The sequence below is a fragment of the Cloacibacterium rupense genome, from assembly GCF_014645495.1.
Lineage (GTDB): Bacteria > Bacteroidota > Bacteroidia > Flavobacteriales > Weeksellaceae > Cloacibacterium > Cloacibacterium rupense.
On record NZ_BMLV01000001.1, the window covers coordinates 429,492 to 449,085 of the forward strand.

General features: G+C 30.0%; 21 protein-coding genes. 10 read left to right on the top strand and 11 right to left on the bottom strand.

From position 1 onward, the window contains the following. Positions 1–1,195 precede the first annotated feature (1,195 nt). From IEW40_RS01955 to IEW40_RS01970, 4 genes are read left to right on the top strand one after another with little or no spacing between them, the layout of a single operon-like run. Complete coding sequence (locus IEW40_RS01955; protein WP_188616393.1) at positions 1,196–1,483, top strand: hypothetical protein; 288 nt, start codon at positions 1,196–1,198, stop codon at positions 1,481–1,483. Next, a complete protein-coding gene (locus IEW40_RS01960) occupies positions 1,476–1,919 on the top strand; it encodes a phosphohydrolase (protein ID WP_188616394.1) in 444 nt (147 codons plus the stop codon). The genes IEW40_RS01955 and IEW40_RS01960 overlap by 8 nt, the downstream gene beginning before the upstream one ends. Positions 1,920–1,925: 6 nt before the next feature. Beyond that, positions 1,926–3,989 carry a M48 family metallopeptidase gene (locus tag IEW40_RS01965; RefSeq protein WP_188616395.1) on the top strand — a complete coding sequence of 688 codons (2,064 nt, stop codon included), beginning with the start codon at positions 1,926–1,928 and terminating at the stop codon, positions 3,987–3,989. Position 3,990: 1 nt separating this feature from the next. Next, positions 3,991–4,500: a hypothetical protein gene (locus IEW40_RS01970; RefSeq protein WP_188616396.1), complete on the top strand. Its 510-nt coding sequence runs from the start codon at positions 3,991–3,993 to the stop codon at positions 4,498–4,500. On the opposite strand, the gene rluF is transcribed toward IEW40_RS01970, so the two are convergent. The 6 genes from rluF to IEW40_RS02000 form a co-directional block, all read right to left on the bottom strand. Further along, positions 4,481–5,200, bottom strand: a complete 720-nt coding sequence (rluF, locus tag IEW40_RS01975; RefSeq protein WP_188616397.1) for a 23S rRNA pseudouridine(2604) synthase RluF — start codon at positions 5,198–5,200, stop codon at positions 4,481–4,483. The two genes, IEW40_RS01970 and rluF, sit on opposite strands and share 20 nt — an antisense overlap. A gap of 13 nt (positions 5,201–5,213) precedes the next feature. Beyond that, the gene (truB, locus tag IEW40_RS01980) at positions 5,214–5,921 is read right to left on the bottom strand and encodes a tRNA pseudouridine(55) synthase TruB (RefSeq protein WP_188616398.1); all 708 of its coding nucleotides are present in this window, start codon (positions 5,919–5,921) and stop codon (positions 5,214–5,216) included. 3 nt (positions 5,922–5,924) lie between these two features. Beyond that, on the bottom strand, positions 5,925–6,359 hold the full coding sequence (locus tag IEW40_RS01985; protein WP_188616399.1) for a hypothetical protein: 435 nt from the start codon (positions 6,357–6,359) through the stop codon (positions 5,925–5,927). Further along, the gene (locus IEW40_RS01990) at positions 6,360–7,172 is read right to left on the bottom strand and encodes an undecaprenyl-diphosphate phosphatase (protein WP_188616400.1); all 813 of its coding nucleotides are present in this window, start codon (positions 7,170–7,172) and stop codon (positions 6,360–6,362) included. Between the two features lie 129 nt (positions 7,173–7,301). Then, positions 7,302–7,580, bottom strand: a complete 279-nt coding sequence (locus IEW40_RS01995) for a DUF3098 domain-containing protein (protein WP_188616401.1) — start codon at positions 7,578–7,580, stop codon at positions 7,302–7,304. Between the two features lie 11 nt (positions 7,581–7,591). Further along, a complete protein-coding gene (locus tag IEW40_RS02000) occupies positions 7,592–8,491 on the bottom strand; it encodes a cell division protein FtsX (RefSeq protein WP_188616402.1) in 900 nt (299 codons plus the stop codon). An 88-nt stretch (positions 8,492–8,579) separates the two neighbouring features. Here IEW40_RS02000 and rsmA point away from each other — a divergent pair, with 88 nt between their 5' ends. Beyond that, positions 8,580–9,350 carry a 16S rRNA (adenine(1518)-N(6)/adenine(1519)-N(6))-dimethyltransferase RsmA gene (gene rsmA, locus IEW40_RS02005; RefSeq protein WP_188616403.1) on the top strand — a complete coding sequence of 257 codons (771 nt, stop codon included), beginning with the start codon at positions 8,580–8,582 and terminating at the stop codon, positions 9,348–9,350. Here rsmA and IEW40_RS02010 read toward each other — a convergent pair. After that, entirely contained in the window at positions 9,347–9,907 is a 561-nt protein-coding gene (locus tag IEW40_RS02010) for a DUF1003 domain-containing protein (RefSeq protein ID WP_188616404.1), read from the bottom strand. The genes rsmA and IEW40_RS02010 overlap by 4 nt on opposite strands. A gap of 219 nt (positions 9,908–10,126) precedes the next feature. Here IEW40_RS02010 and IEW40_RS02015 point away from each other — a divergent pair, with 219 nt between their 5' ends. Beyond that, complete coding sequence (locus tag IEW40_RS02015; RefSeq protein ID WP_188616405.1) at positions 10,127–11,056, top strand: magnesium transporter CorA family protein; 930 nt, start codon at positions 10,127–10,129, stop codon at positions 11,054–11,056. Positions 11,057–11,163: 107 nt separating this feature from the next. On the opposite strand, the gene IEW40_RS02020 is transcribed toward IEW40_RS02015, so the two are convergent. The 4 genes from IEW40_RS02020 to IEW40_RS02035 all read right to left on the bottom strand — a co-directional run bounded on the left by IEW40_RS02020 (position 11,164) and on the right by IEW40_RS02035 (position 14,676). Next, positions 11,164–11,934, bottom strand: coding sequence for a TIGR02757 family protein (locus IEW40_RS02020; protein WP_188616406.1), 771 nt, complete (start codon positions 11,932–11,934; stop codon positions 11,164–11,166). Positions 11,935–12,019: 85 nt separating this feature from the next. After that, positions 12,020–12,934 (bottom strand): ribonuclease Z, encoded by a 915-nt coding sequence (locus IEW40_RS02025; protein WP_188616407.1) that lies wholly within the window; start codon positions 12,932–12,934, stop codon positions 12,020–12,022. Positions 12,935–13,035: 101 nt separating this feature from the next. Further along, positions 13,036–13,605 carry an RdgB/HAM1 family non-canonical purine NTP pyrophosphatase gene (gene rdgB, locus IEW40_RS02030; RefSeq protein WP_188616408.1) on the bottom strand — a complete coding sequence of 190 codons (570 nt, stop codon included), beginning with the start codon at positions 13,603–13,605 and terminating at the stop codon, positions 13,036–13,038. Between the two features lie 240 nt (positions 13,606–13,845). Further along, on the bottom strand, positions 13,846–14,676 hold the full coding sequence (locus IEW40_RS02035; RefSeq protein WP_188616409.1) for a CPBP family intramembrane glutamic endopeptidase: 831 nt from the start codon (positions 14,674–14,676) through the stop codon (positions 13,846–13,848). A gap of 262 nt (positions 14,677–14,938) precedes the next feature. Between IEW40_RS02035 and IEW40_RS02040 the strand changes: the two genes are divergently transcribed. The 4 genes from IEW40_RS02040 (at position 14,939) to IEW40_RS02055 (ending at position 19,591) form a co-directional block, all read left to right on the top strand. Next, positions 14,939–16,537 carry a peptide chain release factor 3 gene (locus IEW40_RS02040; protein WP_188616410.1) on the top strand — a complete coding sequence of 533 codons (1,599 nt, stop codon included), beginning with the start codon at positions 14,939–14,941 and terminating at the stop codon, positions 16,535–16,537. 234 nt (positions 16,538–16,771) lie between these two features. Next, entirely contained in the window at positions 16,772–17,659 is an 888-nt protein-coding gene (locus IEW40_RS02045; protein WP_188616411.1) for a DUF4349 domain-containing protein, read from the top strand. A gap of 71 nt (positions 17,660–17,730) precedes the next feature. Next, a complete protein-coding gene (locus tag IEW40_RS02050; RefSeq protein WP_188616412.1) occupies positions 17,731–18,237 on the top strand; it encodes a hypothetical protein in 507 nt (168 codons plus the stop codon). A gap of 175 nt (positions 18,238–18,412) precedes the next feature. Beyond that, positions 18,413–19,591 (top strand): DUF4349 domain-containing protein, encoded by a 1,179-nt coding sequence (locus IEW40_RS02055; protein WP_188616413.1) that lies wholly within the window; start codon positions 18,413–18,415, stop codon positions 19,589–19,591. Positions 19,592–19,594 lie beyond the last annotated feature (3 nt).

The following is a 19,594-nucleotide window of genomic DNA, read 5'->3' on the forward strand; positions in this document are numbered from 1 at the left end:
AGTTGTAATTTATTTTATGTTTCGAAGTAGATGCGTAATTGCTAAGCCGAAATAAAGATTAAATAACTATTTTTTCAACAATTAAAGAAGACTTAAAAACTGTCTAATACTTTGACCTCAAAGTTTTGAAAGAATTTAGTTTTTTCTAAAATTTGAATGAGAAGTTGAGACAAAAAAACGTCAGAAACTTAAATTTCAAAGTTTTGGAGATGAAAATTTTCAAAGTTTGATTAAGAGGAAGACACAAAAAACGTCAAACTTAGATTTAAAATTTATTATAATGAAAATTATTTTAGATTCTTTACTAGGCGAGACAAAAAAAGTCAAACGTGGAAAGTTGACAATTTCGAAGATGTAAATCTGAGAATCAAAACTGAAAACAATGACAAAAAAAAACGTCAGAAACTTTAAATTTAGACATTCTTGAAAATGAAAATTTTCAGAAACTAATAAAAAAGTTCAGACAAAAAAACTGTCAAATATTTGAGTTGATAAGTTTAAGAAATTTAACTTTAAACTTAGGTGATGACAAAAAAAATGTCAGACTTAATACTTAGATTTTTTAATAGTGAAAATTATTCTAAATTCTTTTTAAGCGAGACAAAAAAATCGTCAAACGTGGAAAGTTGACAATTTCGAAGATGAAAATCCTAGAAACAAAACTGAAAGCAATGACAAAAACAGTCAAAAACTTGAAATTTAGTTTTTTGAAAATGAAAATTTTTAAGAGATTAATAAGAAAGTTCAGACAAAAAACTGTCAAACACTTGAGTTTATAAGTTTAAGAAATTAAACTTTAAACTTAGGTGATGACAAAAAAAATGTCAACCAAATTTTAGTTTTAATTAGATTGCAATAGCAATTAAAAGCAGACTAAAAGATGATGACAAAACATAAGTCTGCGCTCATTATGATGTATGCATTAAGTGAAACTTAGCAATCCTCTGAAGAATACCTAAAGGTAAAATTTCGGAAAATGCAATTGAAATAGTTTCTGAAAACTTAAGCTTAATCTGAGTAAAGGCAAATTTAGGCTGATGACAATTTCATCTGAACTTGAAAAAGTTAGGAAGATTAGTCATCAGTCTTTTTTTATTTTCAGAAATTTATTATTTTTACACTGTAAAATCAATAACCACGAGGTCTTAGAAATCATCTTTTGATTGTTTTTGAGATTTTTTAAAAATAATTGAAGATGAAAAAACTAATTTTCCTAGCCGCTTTTTCTTTGCCTTTATTGGTTTTTTCACAAACTGAAAAACTAGAATTCCCAAAGGTAGATATGCCTAAAACAGAATTTCCTACAATAGATTTATTCATCAAAGCAGTGCCTTTTGATGCTAAAAAATTTATAGTTAACATATCTCCAGCTCCTTGGAATATGCCAGTTGTAAAGCCTAAATATGCTGATGTATATAAAATTTTAACAGTAAAGCCTAAGGAAAATCTAGAAAAAATGCCCATAGCTACCCCAAATGAATAAAGAAATTTTGTTACACAAAGCGATTAAAATTGCAGAAAAAGCACATAGCAAACAAGTTGATAAATATGGTGCACCATACATTATGCATGTGATGCGAGTGATGCACTTTGGGAAAACACTAGACGAAAAAATAGTAGGAATTCTACACGATTTAATAGAAGACTGCCCAGAATATTCTTATGATTTTCTTAGAAAACAAGGCTTTTCTGAGGAGCAAATTTTTGCAATTGAGTGCCTCACCAAAAATCCTCCAGATGAAGATTACGATGAATTTATCAAAAGAACAGAAAAATCTCCTCTAGCGATTGCTGTAAAACTGAATGATTTGCGAGACAATATGGATTTGAGAAGAATTAACAGAGCACTAACCGAAAAAGACCTAAAACGTCTAAATAAATACCTGAAAGCTTATAACTATTTGATTAATAAATATTAAAAACCAATGACCAAAAATCTTCCTCCAATTTCTAAAGAATACAAAAAACAAGTTACCAATTCTATTCTATTTATTATACTTTTTTTCTTTATTTATCTATTACTCATATTTCTTTCGCTGGTTTTAGTTGCAGCAATTGGTTATTTGGTTTATGCCATTATTTCTAACCTCAAGTTTAATTATTTAGTGATTTTGGTGTGTGGAGGATTGATTGGAATGGGCGTTTTTATTCTCATTTTCTTGGTTAAATTTATCTTTAATTTCCAGAAAAATGACACCAGTGCTTACATTGAAATCAAGAGAAATACTGAGCCTGAACTGTTTAAATTAATAGATGAGGTAGTAAACGAAGTAGGAACAGAGCAACCTAAAAAAGTTTTTTTGTCTAATGATGTAAACGCTTTTGTAAATTACAATTCTACTTTTTGGAGTATGTTTCTTCCTGTTAAAAAAAATCTCACCATAGGAATGGGATTAATTAACACTACAACAGTAAGTGAATTGAAGGCTATTTTAGCCCACGAATTTGGGCATTTTTCTCAAAAAAGTATGAAGGTGGGAAGTTATGTAAATCAAGCCAATAAAATGATTTATGATATGCTGTACAACAATAAAGATTTAACCGATTATATGGATAAATTTGCCAGTGCACATGCTATTATTGCTATTTTTACAAAATTTGCGGTATGGTTTATTATGGGAATTCAATGGATTTTAGCTAAATTTTATGATTTTCTCTATCTAAAACATATGTCACTAAGCAGACAAATGGAATTTAACGCAGATGCTATTGCAACCTATGTGGTAGGTTCTGAGGTAAAATCTGCTTCTCTGCTTAGATTAGACCTTTCTGATGCTGCTCTAGGAAATTCGTTGAATTTTTATTTAGATAAAAATGTAAATGCCGACACCAAAAATATTTATCAAAATCAGACTACTCTGCTTCATTATTTATCCAAAGAAAACAATCACGAAGTAAAGAATGGTTTACCTTATATCAATGAAAATGAACTAGATAGATACAATAAGTCTAAGCTACAAATAGAAGATCAATGGGCGTCTCATCCTACTATTCAACAGAGAATTACAGCGATTAAAAAATTAAACATACCATCTGAAAATATAGACAGCAGATTGGCAAAAAACATTGTAAAGCAGTTTGACCAATATGCCGAAAAATTTACAGACAAACTCTTTGAATATAATATGCTTACTCACACTGGAAATTACCTTACAGAGCAAGAATTTGAAGAAAATTATAAAAACCTTTTAGCTGAAAAATCATTCCCGAAAATTTTTAATTCTTATTATGATGTTAAAAATCCTGTTTGTGAAGATTTTGATAAGATAAAATCAGAACTTTTACATTCAGAAAAATTAAATATTTCTAAAAATGAACTTTTCGATGATGAAAAAGTAAGTTTGATTTTTGAAAAAAATGCACTTGACAGCGACTCAAAAGTTTTAGAAATGATTCAGAAAAAAACGTATAAACTTAAAACTTTTGATTATGATGGCGTAAAATATACTCAAAAACAAACGTCAAAAGCTCAGAAAATTTTGAGTGATAGAATGTTTATTATCGATAATGAAATTAAGAAAAATGATGACCAAATTTTTAAATTTATATATCAAAACGCTACTACAGAACAAAAATTGAAGTTCTCTGATTTGGTAGAAAATTTCACAAAAGCCGATAAAGAATTTGATGATTATTTTAATGCGTTTCAGGCGTTTGTCCCTTATTTGGATTTTATGTCTCAGCGAATGGAAATTTCTGATATTATGAGAAATAGAAACATTCTGCTTCCTAAAGAAAATATTTTTAAAGGTAAAATTAAAGAATTGATAACCTCACATTTCGGGAAATATATGCAGATTGAAGACAAGCAAATTCTAGATGAATATGTAGATGCAGACCATCTATATTTCGAGCATAATACTTATAATAATAATGAAATAGAGAGACTAAACACAGCATTGGGAAAATATCAAGAAGTACTAAGTTCAGGATATTTCAAAATGAAAAAAGAAGTTTTGAATTTGATGGAAGAAATATTACAAAATTAAAATGATTGAACTAGATATTTATCAAAAAAGTAAGCACTGGTGGAAGAATATTAGTTTTTCTACTTATTCCACAATTATTGTACTATTATCATTAAGCATAATTTACTTCACTAAAATTAATCTTCAATATATTTATATTATTTTAGCTTTATATTTTATCTCATTAATGGTATATAGATCACTTGAGTTTGAACCTTTAAATGGTAAAATAATAGGAAAACTTATATTAAATGAAAACTCAATAACCATTTCAAACAAAGAATATCAATTTTCTGAAATAAAATATGCCAATTTTGAAGCTAATTATTATTATAGATTTGATAAAGATAAAGCCATTTTAAGAAATTCAGGGACAAAATATCACTCTGGAAACGAAAATTATTTTAGAATAATTTTAAAAAATAATGAAGAAATAAAAGGCGAATTTATTATTGGAAATAAAAGTCAACTAAATAAAGTAAATCAATACGCTGAAAATCTTAAAAAAGCTCTTAATCAAAAGTTTTACTAGAATTTTCTAATAATTTATCTAATTCTTTCATTTCAGAATCTGTTAAATCTCGCCATTTCCCGATTGGTAAATCGAGTTTTATATTCATAATTCTGATGCGTTTTAGTTTTTTCACTTCGTAACCAAGATATTCGCACATTCTACGGATTTGTCTGTTAAGACCTTGTGTAAGAACAATTCTGAACTGTAATGTATCTATTTGTTCCACTTCACATTTTCGTGTGACAGTATCTAAAATAGGCACTCCATTTCGCATTTTTTCTAAAAATTTAGGAGAAATGGGCTTATCTACTCTTACGAGATATTCTTTTTCGTGGTTGTTTCTAGCACGAAGAATTTTATTCACAATATCACCGTCAGAAGTCAATAAAATTAAGCCTTCACTTGGTTTGTCTAGCCTACCAATTGGGAAAATTCTTTTTGGATGGTTAATGTAATCTACAATATTGTTTTTTTCTCGTTTGGTATCTGTAGTACAAACAATTCCTACAGGTTTGTTAAAAGCGATATAAACGTGATTTTCTTCTGTTTTTTTGATGTTTTTTCCATCAACACAAATTTCGTCAGCATCAGAAACTTTGGTTCCTAATTCTGGTTTTTTGCCATTAATGGTAATTCTACCTTGCTCCAAAAGTCTATCTGCTTCTCTTCTAGAACAAAAGCCAACCTCTGATAAATATTTATTGATGCGTGTTTCCAAGAAATTTTAAATTTTAGATTTTATCATTATCTGCAAACCGAAAGTCGTTTTCTAAGATTTTAGAATGTGCATTTTCTACACTATACTCTCCTATTTTAGTTCTTCTTAAATTCGTAAGATAAGCACCAACACCCAAACTCTGCCCGATATCGTGAGCCAAACTTCTGATGTAAGTTCCTTTGCTACAGCCAACTGTAAAACTTACCGAAGGTAAATTAATTTCTATATTTTTGATATAATGAATGGTAGTTTTTCTAGATTTCATTTCTACATCTTTACCTGCTCTTGCCAAGTCATAAGCTCGGTTTCCATCTATTTTGATGGCAGAAAAAACAGGTGGTTTTTGGTCTATTTCTCCTACAAATTTTTCTAGAGTTTTTTTGATGAAATTTTCGGTGATGTGCGAGAAATCTTGATGTAAAATTTCTGGTTTTTCGGTGTCGTAAGATTCTGTTTGTACCCCAATTTTTATTTCTGCCCAATATTCTTTTGGTGCATCTTGAATTTCAGGTATTTTTTTGGTGAATTTACCAGTACAAACAATCAGTAAACCAGTTGCTCTAGGATCTAAAGTTCCAGCATGACCAATTTTAAATTTTTTGGGAAGATTAAATTCTCTTTTGAGTTTATATTTCAGTTTATTAACAGCCTGAAAACTCGTCCAATCCAGAGGTTTGTCGAGAAGAATGATTTGTCCGTTTAAGAAATCTTCTGCGGTCATTATTTAAGATTCAAAGTTTTCATTTCCTATTTGGTCTATTTCTTCAGAATTTTTAATTACTTCTATATCAATTTTAAAATAATTAATTAAAAAAAGATAGACTAAATTTAAAAATATTAAGAATAATTCTCCTTTTATTCCCTTGTTGAAAAATCCTAATTGAAAAAAAGAATTAACAATTCTAAAAACGCTTAAAATTAATATAAATCCGATAAATAAATTAATTAATAAAACTGTTTTGGATTTTTTATCTATTAGAAAAATTAATATTACGACCGCAAAAATAAAATTTAAAACGTTTATATAAAATCTTAAGTGTTCTTTCTCAATATAAGAGTAAAAATGAGTAAAATATCTAAAAATAGCATATAATATTGTTAATAAATATACTATCGAAATCCAATAGACAATTTTATTCCTAAAAACTCTTTTTTTCATTTATTTAAACCAAGTAAAATAAACTAAAAGCGCAATTCCTGCAATAATTCTGTACCAACCCCAAGGTTTGAAACCATATTTTTTAATCACGCCAATGAAGAATTTAATTGCAATTACGGCTACAATAAATGCAATGACGTTTCCTAGTAAAAATAATTTTAGATTATCGCCTTGCATCAGCATTTCGTAGCCTTTTTGTTCTATACCTAGATAATTAAATTTCTTAAGAAATATCGAATAAACAGTAACTGCTAACATCGTAGGAACTGCCAAAAAGAAAGAAAATTCAGCGGCAGCTTCTCTGGTCAATTTTTGTTGCATTCCGCCAATAATTGAGGCTGCACTTCTACTTGTTCCTGGCATCATCGCGAGACACTGCCAAAAGCCAATGATTACCGCTTTTTTGATGGTGATTTCTTTCTCGTCGTGTATGGTGTGATTTTTAAAAATTTTATCAATAAACAAGAGTACTACTCCACCCAAAACCAAAACAACTGTAATCGGAATAGGATTTCCTAGAACTTCGTCTATTTTATCATCAAATAATTTTCCTAAAACTAAAGCTGGTAAAACCGCAAAAGCCAATTTGATATAAAAATTAAAATTTTTAAAATCAAAGAATTTTTTCCAATACAAAAATACAACCGCCAAAATAGCCCCAAACTGAATAGAAACCTGGAACATTTTCACAAATTCATCTTCTTGAATTCCGAAAATAGAACTGGTAAAAATCATGTGTGCCGTAGATGAAACGGGTAAATATTCTGTAAGTCCTTCTACTATTGCAATGATAATTGCTTGTATTAAATCCATTATTTAATTAAGAATTAAGAATTAATAGATAAGAAATTAATTCAATGATTGATATTAAGTTTTAACTAAAAAAATTAAAAGATTCAAATAAATATTTAAATCTTTTAATTCTTTAATTTTTAAATTGTTTTATTTGTTTCTCTTTAGAATGGCGAAAACTTCTACCACAAATCCTGCAATCACCAAAAGTGGTGCAATTCTGATTCTTCTGATGGAGAAAACATCATCATTCCAAGCATTTGGGTCTAATTTTCCATTTACAGTATTAGCATCAGGCCCCATCATTAGAATAAATCCTAAAGCAATTAATACGAGGCCAATGACCATCAATTGATAATTTTTTTTACCAAAATAAAATGGAGTTTGTTCTTTTTTTTCAGTCTGTACTGAATTTTGATTTTTAGACATTTTAATAATTTCTATGAATAATAAAGGTCATCTACACTAGAGGCTAAGAATCTCCAAGTCGCAAAAATAGTACTAATTACAGTAATTAAAATACCAATGGATACAACTATTAACACTAACCAGACATATTTATTGGTGTCTTGTACAAAAGGAGTACCTATTTCGCTTGTAAAGAAATACCAACCTGTAAATAAAGCTACCAAACCTATAAAAGCACCTATAATCCCAAGAATTACAGCTTCTTTTATAAATGGTTTTAAGATAAATCTTCGTTTTGCCCCTACCAACTGCATCGTTTTGATAATAAATCTCTTAGAGAAAATTTTCAAACGGATAGAATTATTGATAAGAACCATGGCAACAATTAAAAATAAGACAGAAAAGCCAAGAATCCAAGTGAGAATTCTATTCAAATTATTATAAACTTCTATGGTCAATTTACTGTCATTTTTTACTTCTTTTATCCCTTCTACTTCGCCTATTTGTTTTACCACTGCATCTATTTTTGCAGGGTCCACAAACTCTGGTTTTAAAGTAACTTCTACAGAAGGTGGAAAAATATTACCTTCGAAAAGAGCTTCAGAATCTATTCCTAATTGTGTTTTTGCAATGGTAGTAGCTTCATCAGCTGAAATGAATTTTGCTTTTTTCACGAATGGTAAAAGCTTTATTCTTTCATAGGTAACTTTATTCAATTGGTCTGCTTTAGCAGAATCTCTAGGATCTAGGTAGTCATCAAAGTAGGCTTCTACTACCAATTGTTCTTTGATGTAATCTGAGTATCTCTGTGCATTAATCAAGATAAGCCCAAAAAGACCAACCAAAAATAAAACCAATGCGATACTTATTGATACTGTAATGTTACTAGAACGAAGTCGTTTTTTGTTTAAATCGTCTGCTAATTTTGCCATCAATAAAAATTTTCTGCTAAAATAGAAAAAAAACTCCGAAATTTGCCCTTGTATTTATACTAAACTTTGTTAAAAAATCTTAAATATTTTGAACGTAAAAGCCAAAAAACATCTAGGTCAGCATTTTCTTACCGATGAAAATATTGCCAAAAAAATTGTAGAAGGTCTTAGTTTTGAAGACTATAATTCTGTTTTAGAAGTAGGACCAGGGATGGGTGTGCTTACCAAATATTTACTAGAAAAACCTACGGAAACCTTTGTAGCAGAAATAGATACAGAATCTATAGATTATTTGAAATTACATTATCAAAAACTTGAAAATAAACATTTTACAGGTGATTTTCTAAAAATTAATTTAAGTGAATTTTTTAACTCTCAAGTAGCGGTAATTGGTAATTTTCCCTATAATATTTCGTCTCAGATTCTTTTTAAGATTATTGATAATTACCAACAAATCCCTGAAATGGTGGGGATGTTTCAAAAAGAAGTTGCAGAAAGAACAGCGGCAATTCCTAGAACTAAAGATTATGGAATTCTCTCTGTTTTGGTACAAGCTTATTATGATGTAAAATATCTTTTCACGGTTCACGAAAACGTTTTTAATCCGCCTCCAAAAGTAAAATCGGGGGTCATAAAAATGACAAGAAACAGAAAAGAAGGTTTAAAAGGAAACGAAATTCTCTTTAAACAAATTGTAAAAACAGGTTTTAATCAACGAAGAAAAAAATTGAGTAATGCTCTGAAACCACTTAACATTCCCGAAAGTTTGAAAAATCATGCTTTTATGGACAAACGTGCTGAAGAACTAAGCGTAGAAGATTTCATCAATTTTACAATCGAATGGAAAGCAGCGAATTAATCTTCCTCATCGTCATTTAATAACTCTTGTAATTGCGCCTGCAAATCATTGATTTTATTTTTCAATGATTTTATTTCATTGGTATTGTTTGAAACATTGCTTTTCAGAATTACCTTTTTGGCTTTTTCCTTGTGTTCATCATCGTCATCGTCGTCATCATCTGCAATTTCATCGATATCTTCTTGAATTTCGTCAATATCTTCTTGAATTTCATCGATATCTTCACTAATTTCCTCGATATCTTCTTGAATATATTCTATATCTTCCTGAATTTCAGTTACATCTTCTTTCAAATCTTCAATATGTTCATGACTTTTATTGACTGACATTTGAATGAAAATGGCCAAATAAATGGCTTCTAAAGAAACTACGGTAGTTAAAACCAATAGCATTTTATCAAATTCTACAAAATCAAAAATTGACAAACCAAATGAAACAATAAAAAAAATGGTATGTGCAACAAGAGATTGTACAGAACCAATCCAAGACATTGCTATTTCTGATAACTTGTCTATGTTTGTTGGGATTTTCTGTATTTTAGACTCCTTCGATTTCATCTTTATCTAATTATGTTTTTTATATGTTATAAGCTAATCGTTCTGATTTTACAAATACACTTTTTTGCAAATTTACAATTAAAAATTCTTTTAAAAGTTATTAATAAAAATTCATAATAGATTTTGAACTGTAATTTTCGTAAATTTGTAAACTTTTTGTTAGAACAATCCATTTTACTAATCCTGATAAAGTTTAATCTTTAAATTAAAAATCTAGAAATGAAAAATATTTATCATATAGACAAAAAAATTACAAAAAGAGATGAACTTTCAGCTAGAACCTGGATTTCCATAGAAGAACCTACTGAAGAAGACAAAAAGTTTTTATTAGATGACCTCAAAATTCCAGTGGCATTCTACAATGATATAGAAGATATAGACGAGCGCCCCAGAATAGAGATTGAAGATGACTGGACCTTTGTGTTGCTAAGAATACCACACAAAACGACTAATGAAAAATCTCCATTTATCACCATACCTTTGGGGATAATTTATAATGAAGATTACTTTGTAACCATTACTTTTTACAAGGCCGATTTATTGGCTGATTTTGTAAGCTACTACTCTACTAGAAAAACCATTGAAGAAACAGACAAGTTAAATCTTATTTTAAGGTTTCACTTAAGTGCAAGTGTTTGGTTTTTAAAATATCTAAAACAAATCAATATTCAAATTAAAAATGCAGAAAATGATTTGGAACGTTCTATCAAAAATGAAGACTTACAAACGCTTTTTAATTTAGAAAAATCATTGGTTTATTTCAGTACTTCGCTTCGTAGCAACGAAATTTTGCTTTACAGATTCAAAAGTCAAAGAAAAATCAAAAACATTTTAGAAGAAGAACTCTTAGAAGATGTAGAAATTGAGTTAAAACAAGCCATTGAAACATCACACATATTCAGTGATATTTTAAGTGGAATGATGGATGCCTATGCGTCTGTAATTTCTAATAACCTGAACGTCATCATGAAGCGTCTTACTTCTATTTCCATCATCTTGATGATTCCTACTTTGATTGCAAGCATCTATGGAATGAATGTCACCAATCATTTAGAAAAAAACCCAAATGGAATTTATCTAATACTTTTTGGCTCTATCATTTTATCAGTTTTAGGGGCTTGGTTATTTTTAAAGAAAAAATGGATTTAATCAGTCATCTATAATATTTAAAATTTTTAGAACACTGATTAAACTGATTATTACAGATTTTCAATTATTTATCTGTGAATATCTGAATAATCTGTGTTTTCTGTGTTCTAAAACCCTAATTCTTTAGAAACCCCAATTCCGAAAAGCGCATAATCATAGATTGCAGGATCTTGTGGATTGTATTTTCTGATAATTTTATCGAGTTCTTCTACTGCTTTCCAATCGTTTTGATTACGGTTGAGAATGCCTAATTTTCTAGAAATATTAGCAGTATGAACATCTAATGGAATGGATAAAAATTTCTGAGGAAGGTTTTTCCAAATGCCAAAATCTACATCTTTTTTATCATCACGAACCATCCATCGCAAAAACATAACCAACCTTTTTGAAGCCGAATTTTTATAAGGCGAACTTACGTGTTTATGACTTCGGTGAAGCGTTTCACCAAGAAAACGATTTCTAAATCTTTCGATGGAATGATAATAATTTTCTTCATTTTCCTTTAAAAGAAACAATTGTTCTAAACTTTCAAATTCTGTATAAACACTCTTTAAATTAAAAACAAATTGTTTAAAATCTTCACCAGAAAAAGTTCTGTGAACGGCTTTATTTTCTAGTTTTTTGAAATCTTTTTCAGAAGCATTCATCACAAAATCAAAAGGAGAATTCCCCATAAAATTGATGATTTTTTGAGCCGAAGTAATGATAGATTTTCTATTTCCCCAAGCTATAGTCGCTGCAAAAAACGCCGAAATTTCTATGTCTTGCTTCAAAGAAAACAGATGTGGAATTGAAATAGGATCTAATTCAATAAAATCTGTGTGATTGTATTGTTCTGCTTTTTGGTTCAAAAAATCGAAGATTTCTTGTTCGTTCATTGATTATAATTGATAATTGATGGATGATATTTGATTTTAATCAATATAAATAAACTTATAAATTGTAAATCAAAAATCGTAAATCCTAAATCTTAACAGGTTCTAATTGCTGAGGAAGATAGGTTTCTGGGAAAATTTCGCAAGCTTCGTTCAAGAAAACTTGATAATCTGCGTATCTGTTAGAAAAATGTCCTAAAATCAGTTTTTTGGCTTTGGCTTTTCTGGCGATTTTGGCAGCTTCTAGCGCAGTTGTATGTCCAGTATATTCTGCCATTTCTTTTAAATCGTGCAAAAAAGTAGCTTCGTGGTACAATAAATCTACATTTTTGATGATAGGAACTATGCTTTCTAAATATCTGGTATCACTGCAAAAAGCGTAAGAAACCGGCGGTTCTGCTGCGGTAGTTAGCACTTCGTTTTTAAGCACATAACCATCTTTTAGAATAAAATCTTTGCCGCGTTTTAGATTGTGATAATCACAAATTTCTATTTCAGGATATTTAGAAATTTCCTTCATATTCAAGTGTCTTTCTTTTGGTTTTTCCTTGAAAAGATAACCGTTGCAATAGATTCTATGATCTAATGGAATGGTGTACACTTCTACTCTATTATCCTCGAAAATTTTCTCGGAATTTTTAGAAGAAAGTTCGTGGAAGATTACCTCAAAACCTTGGTACGTTTCGGTGTATTTAAAAATAGCTTCCATCATTGCTTTAATTCCTTTTGGTCCATAAACATTAAGCGGAGTTTCTCTGCCTAAAAGTCTGAAACTAGAAATTAAACCTGGTAAACCAAAAACGTGATCGCCATGAAGATGCGAAATGAAAATATGATTAATTTTTGAGAATTTAGCTTTAGCTTTTCTAAGCTGAACCTGAGTACCCTCTCCGCAATCTATGAGGAAGCAACGTTCTTCCATTTCTAGAAATTGTGCTGTAGGCGCAGATTTCACTGTAGGAATTGCAGAATTAAAGCCGAGAATGGTTAAATAAGTGCTCAAAATTTATGATGATTGATGTTTTGCAAATTTATGATTTTTGCCACGAATTCACGAATATTAAAAAATGTTTTAGAAAATAAATTCGTGCATTTGTGGCTAATTTATTTTTCTAAAAATTCTAAAAATTTATCTAAAGCATTTTTTCTGTGACTAATAGCATTTTTTTCTTCTGAGGGCATGTCTGCAAAAGAAATTTCATAACCTTTTGGGATGAAAATTGGGTCGTAACCGAAGCCTTTTTTTCCGCTTTTTTCTCGGCTTAAATTTCCATAGACTCTACCTTCGAAATATTCTGCTCCATTTTCGTTGTAAAGGCATAAAACCGTAATAAAATAAGCTTCTCTATTGTCATTGTCTTGCATTTCTTCCAAAACTTTAGCAATGTTTTTATCAAAATCGTGGTTTCCTGCGTAACGTGCAGAAAAAATACCCGGTCTGCCGTCTAGTGCGGGAACTACCAAACCAGAATCGTCACCAAGACTAGGTTTGCCTGTTTTCTCAAAGCAGAATTTGGCTTTTATCAATGCATTGGCGTGGAAGGAATCTCCGTCTTCTACGATTTCATCATGAATGTTGTAATCTGTAAGAGAAGTGATTTTATATTTTGTGCCAAGAATTTGTGCTATTTCTTCTTTTTTGTGAAGGTTGTGGGTAGCGATTAGGATTTCCATTTTATATAATTGATGGTTGACATATGATAATTGATTGAAAATTGCAATTTTATAAGGTCTTAATAATTAAAATCTGTTCTTTTTTGCAGCCCGACCTGAGTGGAACTCTTTTTTGGTAACTGAGCTTGCCGAAGTTACCAAAAAAAGCGGGAACACAAACGAGATAAAAGTAACACTTTTGTCGAAGATTTCCCACGAAGTGGAGCGGAAATAGCTGCCCAAATAAATAAATTTTAAAAATTACTCTCTATAATATACCCTATTTTTGTACATAAATAGGTAATAAAAAACAGCAAAAATAACAATTCCGATCAATAAAACCGCATACTCTGGTATATGTAATAAATCTGAAAAACTTTCGGTGTCGTAATATTTCATCATAATTGCAGCAATGGTGTTGTTGAAACTATGCAATAATATTGACATTAAAAGAGATTTTGTTTTGAAATAAACGACTCCTAAAACAATGCCCAAAAGAAAAGCACCCACAAATTGCCATGGATTGAAATGAATGAAACCAAAAACAAATGCAGAAATTAGAATAGCTGTTTTGGGTTTTACGCCATTGTTAATCATTCCTTTTTGGATAATTCCTCGGAAAAGAATTTCTTCTATGATTGGAGCAAAAAAACTGACCAAAAGAAACATCAAGAAAGGTTCCTCGGAGATATTGCTCATTTGTTCTGAAAAAAAATGATAAAATTCACCAAAAAATGGACCAGAAATAGGAACTAATGAAGTGGTATATTCTGCGATGAGCATCATGCCAAACATCATTGGGAAAATTAATGTATAAACATGAACTGGTCTGGTTTGCATGTTGAAATTAAGAACTTTGCCCTTTCTTCGCATGACAAAATAGTCAAAAGCCCAAATTACAGGTAAAAAGGTCAATAAATATCCGATTACATTAAAAGCACCAGAATTTGAAAAATCTTTCTGATAGTAATCTTTCATGAGTATTAAAGCCAAGCCTAATAATGCTGATGACAGTAGCATAGCGATAACCATTACTATAACTCCGAAACCATCTAAAATGTAGTTTCTATATTTTGAATTATCTAAAATCATGATAAGTATAAATTTTTGCCTTTTGAATTGATTTGATGTTTTTTTTACACTAATTTATTTTTTAAAACATAAAATAAATGATTAAATGCATTTCAAAATCTTAAAAAATTTTAATCAAAGATAAAATTTTAAGTTGAAAAATAGAGCTTATATAGCATAAGTTTTTTTGAAGATTGCTTGTTACCATTGCTTCAAAAAATGAGGCTTTTTAAATTTTCATTTGTCGTAAAAAATCACGATTTTTGCAAATTGAAAATTATTTATGAGCAATATTTTACAAGAAATATCAAAAAGAAAAACTTTTGGGATTATCTCGCATCCCGATGCTGGTAAAACTACATTGACGGAGAAATTGCTACTTTTCGGAGGGGCAATTCAGGAAGCAGGTGCTGTAAAATCCAACAAAATTAAAAAAGGAGCCACTTCCGATTTTATGGAAATTGAAAGACAGAGAGGAATTTCTGTAGCAACTTCGGTTTTGGCTTTTGAATATAAAGGTAAGAAAATCAATATATTAGACACACCTGGTCACAAAGATTTCGCGGAAGATACTTACAGAACTTTAACGGCAGTAGATTCTGTAATTGTAGTAATAGACGTTGCAAAAGGTGTGGAAGAACAAACCGAAAAATTGGTAGAAGTTTGTAGAATGCGCAAAATTCCTATGTTGGTTTTTATCAACAAACTCGATAGAGAAGGGAAAGATGCGTTTGATTTGTTAGATGAAGTTGAGCAAAAATTAGGCTTAAAAGTTGTTCCGCTTTCGCTTCCGATTGGTATGGGAAGTGATTTCCAAGGAATTTATAATATTTGGGAGAAAAACATTCAACTTTTCCTCGAAGAAAAAAAACAAAAAGTGGGCGAAAGCATTGTGATTAATGACATTAATGACAGTTCTGTAGATGAAATTATTGGTGAAAAAGCTGCTGCCAATCTTAGAGATGAAATGGAATTGATAGAATCTGTTTATCCTCAATTTGATAGAGAACAATACCTTTCTGGCGAGCAACAACCTGTATTTTTTGGTTCTGCTCTTAATAATTTTGGAGTAAGAGAGTTGCTAGATGCTTTTGTAGAAATAGCACCAATGCCTCAACCGAAAGAATCTGACACAAGATTAGTAAAGCCTGAAGAGAATAATTTCACAGGATTTGTGTTTAAAATTCACGCCAATATGGACCCAAAGCATCGTGATAGATTGGCTTTTGTGAAAATTGTTTCAGGAACTTTCAAAAGAAACGAAAATTATCTCTTGGTGAGAGAAGGTAAAAAAATGAAGTTTTCTTCGCCCAACGCTTTCTTTGCTGATAAAAAGGAGGTTGTTGACGAAAGTTTCCCAGGTGATATTGTGGGGCTTCATGATACGGGAAGTTTCAGAATTGGCGACACTTTAACCGCAGGAGAAAAAATACAATTTAAAGGAATTCCTAGTTTTTCGCCAGAACATTTCCGTTATATCAATAATGATGATCCTTTGAAAGCAAAGCAATTAGCAAAAGGAATAGACCAGTTGATGGACGAAGGTGTTGCACAATTGTTTACACTAGAAATGAATGGAAGAAAAATTATTGGAACTGTTGGCGCACTTCAATACGAAGTGATACAATATAGATTAGAACACGAATATGGTGCTAAATGTACTTATGAGCCAATTGGAATTCACAAAGCTTGTTGGATAGAAGCTGACGAAAAATCTGAAGAATTCAAAGAATTTGCAAGATTGAAACAGCGTTTTATGGCTAGAGACAACCATGGACAAATGGTTTTCTTGGCAGATTCTGCTTTTACCATCCATATGACACAAGAAAAGTTTCCGAATGTAAAACTGCATTTTATAAGTGAATGGAATAATGCTAAATAATTGATACTAGATAAAACACTAATGTTAAGAAATCTCTGAGGCAACTTGGAGATTTTTTGTTTACAAATTTTACTTGTCTCACATAAATTTAAATAGAATTTTGTATTTCGCTTTGTAAAACAATTATAAACACTTGAATTTCAGAATAATAAATATTACAAAAAGAAAACTTTACTTTTACAAAAATTTCAGAAAACTGCTAGATAATTTTATCATATCAAAAAAATAATAGTTATGAAAAAAACAATTGCTCTAGCTGCCATCACACTTTCTATAGTGGCGTGCAACAAATCTGAAATGGCAAATCAAAACTCATCAGAAACAAATAATGCTTCTGAAATAGCCGAAGAAAAAATCACTAACACAGATTCCGCTTCTATATCTGTAAATGAGAATGTAAAAATAGGCCAAGAAGTGGCCCAAAAAATTCACGAAAAAGTGATAAATGAAACCAATAAATCGATAGATTCTTTGGCTAAAACTTCTCAAATAATACCAGAAGTTATAGACGAAACACCTCCAGAAGTTGAAGAGAAAAAAGTTGTGAATACACCTCCAAAACCACAAATTATTAAAGAAACAAAAATTATTTACAAAGAAAAACCTTCTATAAAACCTTCTACTCTAAATCCTATAAAAAAATATGGTAATTTGACTTTTTCTGTTGATGATAATGAAGCAGCTATTTCAGAAGTTCGATATTTGGTAAAAAAGTATGACGGCAAAATAAAATCTGAAAATTTAACCTCAAATAATGAAAATAACACCAATTATATCATTGCAAAAATTCCTCTGAAAGAATATGATTATTTGATAGAAGATTTAATGAATAATCTAGGAACTTTGAATGATAAAACACTAGAAATAAAAGGTGATGATTATCAACCAAACCAGCTCTGTGATGTAGAAATTACGCTATATAGCAAAAATACAACTTTCACAAAAAGTGAAAACGAACCTAAAACTTTCGGAGAAAAAGCCATAAATGCAGTAAAAACAGGCTGGGAAGTTATAGGAAATATATTATTATTCTTTTTACCATTTTGGCCTTTAATTTTATTGATTGCTTTTGGTTATTTCTACTTTAAAAAGAAGAAAACAAAAGAAGAAGTAAATCATTAAAATCTGTTAAAAATCATTTTTAATCTAAAGAAAAATAATTATTTTTGTACAATTAATCAAAATCAATATTTATGAAAAAACTAATTTCCAGTTTTGTGCTATTGCTAGCACTTTCCCTAGTGTTTGTATCTTGTGGTAGAGATGAAGATGGTGTATCTTCTGATTCCAATTACATCCAAGTAGATAATGGCAGTAAATTAACTGTTTCTAATGCTGCTGTAATGGGATTCAAAGCATCTGATGCTTCAGAAGAAAATTTTTATTCTATTTCTTTAGTTAATGCTTCTGGAACATCTTCCAAAACAGTTTCATTAGCTTTTTATTTTCCTTACAACCAAAGCATTGATGGGACCTATACCATCACTAGTACTTCTAGAAGATTAGATGATTGGTTAACTAGTTATGCTGAGATTAATGGTTCTTCTATGCAAAATTATAATGATTTAACGCAAGGAACTTGTACGATTAAAAGAAACTCGACTGACAATTTTACGGTTAGCTTTTCATTTAAAACTGCAGCAGGAAAAACAGTAAATGGTGAATATAATGGTAAAGCTACAGTGCAAGAAAGCAATTAATTAACAATCAATGAAATTATAAATCCTCAGTCCAATCTGAGGATTTTTTTTGTAAAAATTTCGTAAAATATTTTACAATTGACTGATTAAAAACAACTTAATTACAGATACGATATTTTACCTATATTTAAGGAACATTTTTTGTATTAAATTTGGCATTAACAAAACTAAAATTATGAAGAAATTAATTTTTAGCATTTTTACCGCTTCTATCGTATTGGTAGCTTGTAATAAAACAGATTTGCAACAAGCTTCCGATTCTATAAAAAATGCCGATAGCTTATTCAATGAAGCCAAGCAAAGCTATAATACATTAGATTCTATCTCGAAAGTAATAAATGATTCTTCTAGTACAGTAGGCAAAGTGATTATTCCAGAAATTGAAAAGCACAAAGAAATAATAGAAGATGCCGTAAAAAAAGGAAACATTAGTATAGATTCTGTACAGCGACAATTTGATAAAATTAAAGCAAAAACTCAACAAAATGAGGAGATAAGAAAAACTATAGATTCTGTGTCTGCTGTGATTAAAGATTCTAAAACAGAAAATGTAAAAGTAAAAGACATTATAGAATCTGCCAATAAAATTCTGAATAAAGTAAAAGAAAATCCACAGCCTTCTGCTCCGAAAGTTTCTCCAAATGATGTTAAAATTTCTACTCAAAAAACAGAAATTATCCCGATTGTAAAAACCGCAAGACTCAATATTTCAGTAGAAGATATTGCATCAGCTAAAGCAATGCTTCAACAAGAACTTAGAAATACCAATGGAGATTTAGTAACAGAAAATTATTCTGAAAACGAAGGCATTGCAAAAGAATATATTACTGCGAAAGTTCCTTTGTATAATTTCAATAATTTGGTAAATAATCTGGCAAATTTAGGAGCTGTACAAACCAAAACTACGCAATCTACAGGTCAAGATTATGATGCCAATCAGATGTGTGATGTAGAAATTACGTTGGTAGATCATTCCATTTCTAGTGTTACTTCTACTCCATCAGAAGACTTAAACATCATCAACGGAGACGAAAAGAAAGATGAAACTTTTGGTGATCAATCTGAAAATGCTTTCATGAAAGGGTTCAGTGTTTTAGGAAGTTTGTTTCTAGCTTTAATCCCGTTTTGGCCAATCTTTTTAATCGGTGGAATTATTTGGTATTTTGTAGCGAAAAGAAATAAGAAAAAACGCGAAGAGGAATTCCAAAGACAATTGGCAATAGAAAGAGAAAAAATAAAAGCAGCAGAAGCCGCAAAATCTACAGCGCAAGAAACACCACAAAATGCAGAACAAACAACTGCAGATGTGCCAAAAGATGATGACGATATTTCTAAATATATGCCGAAAGAATAATTA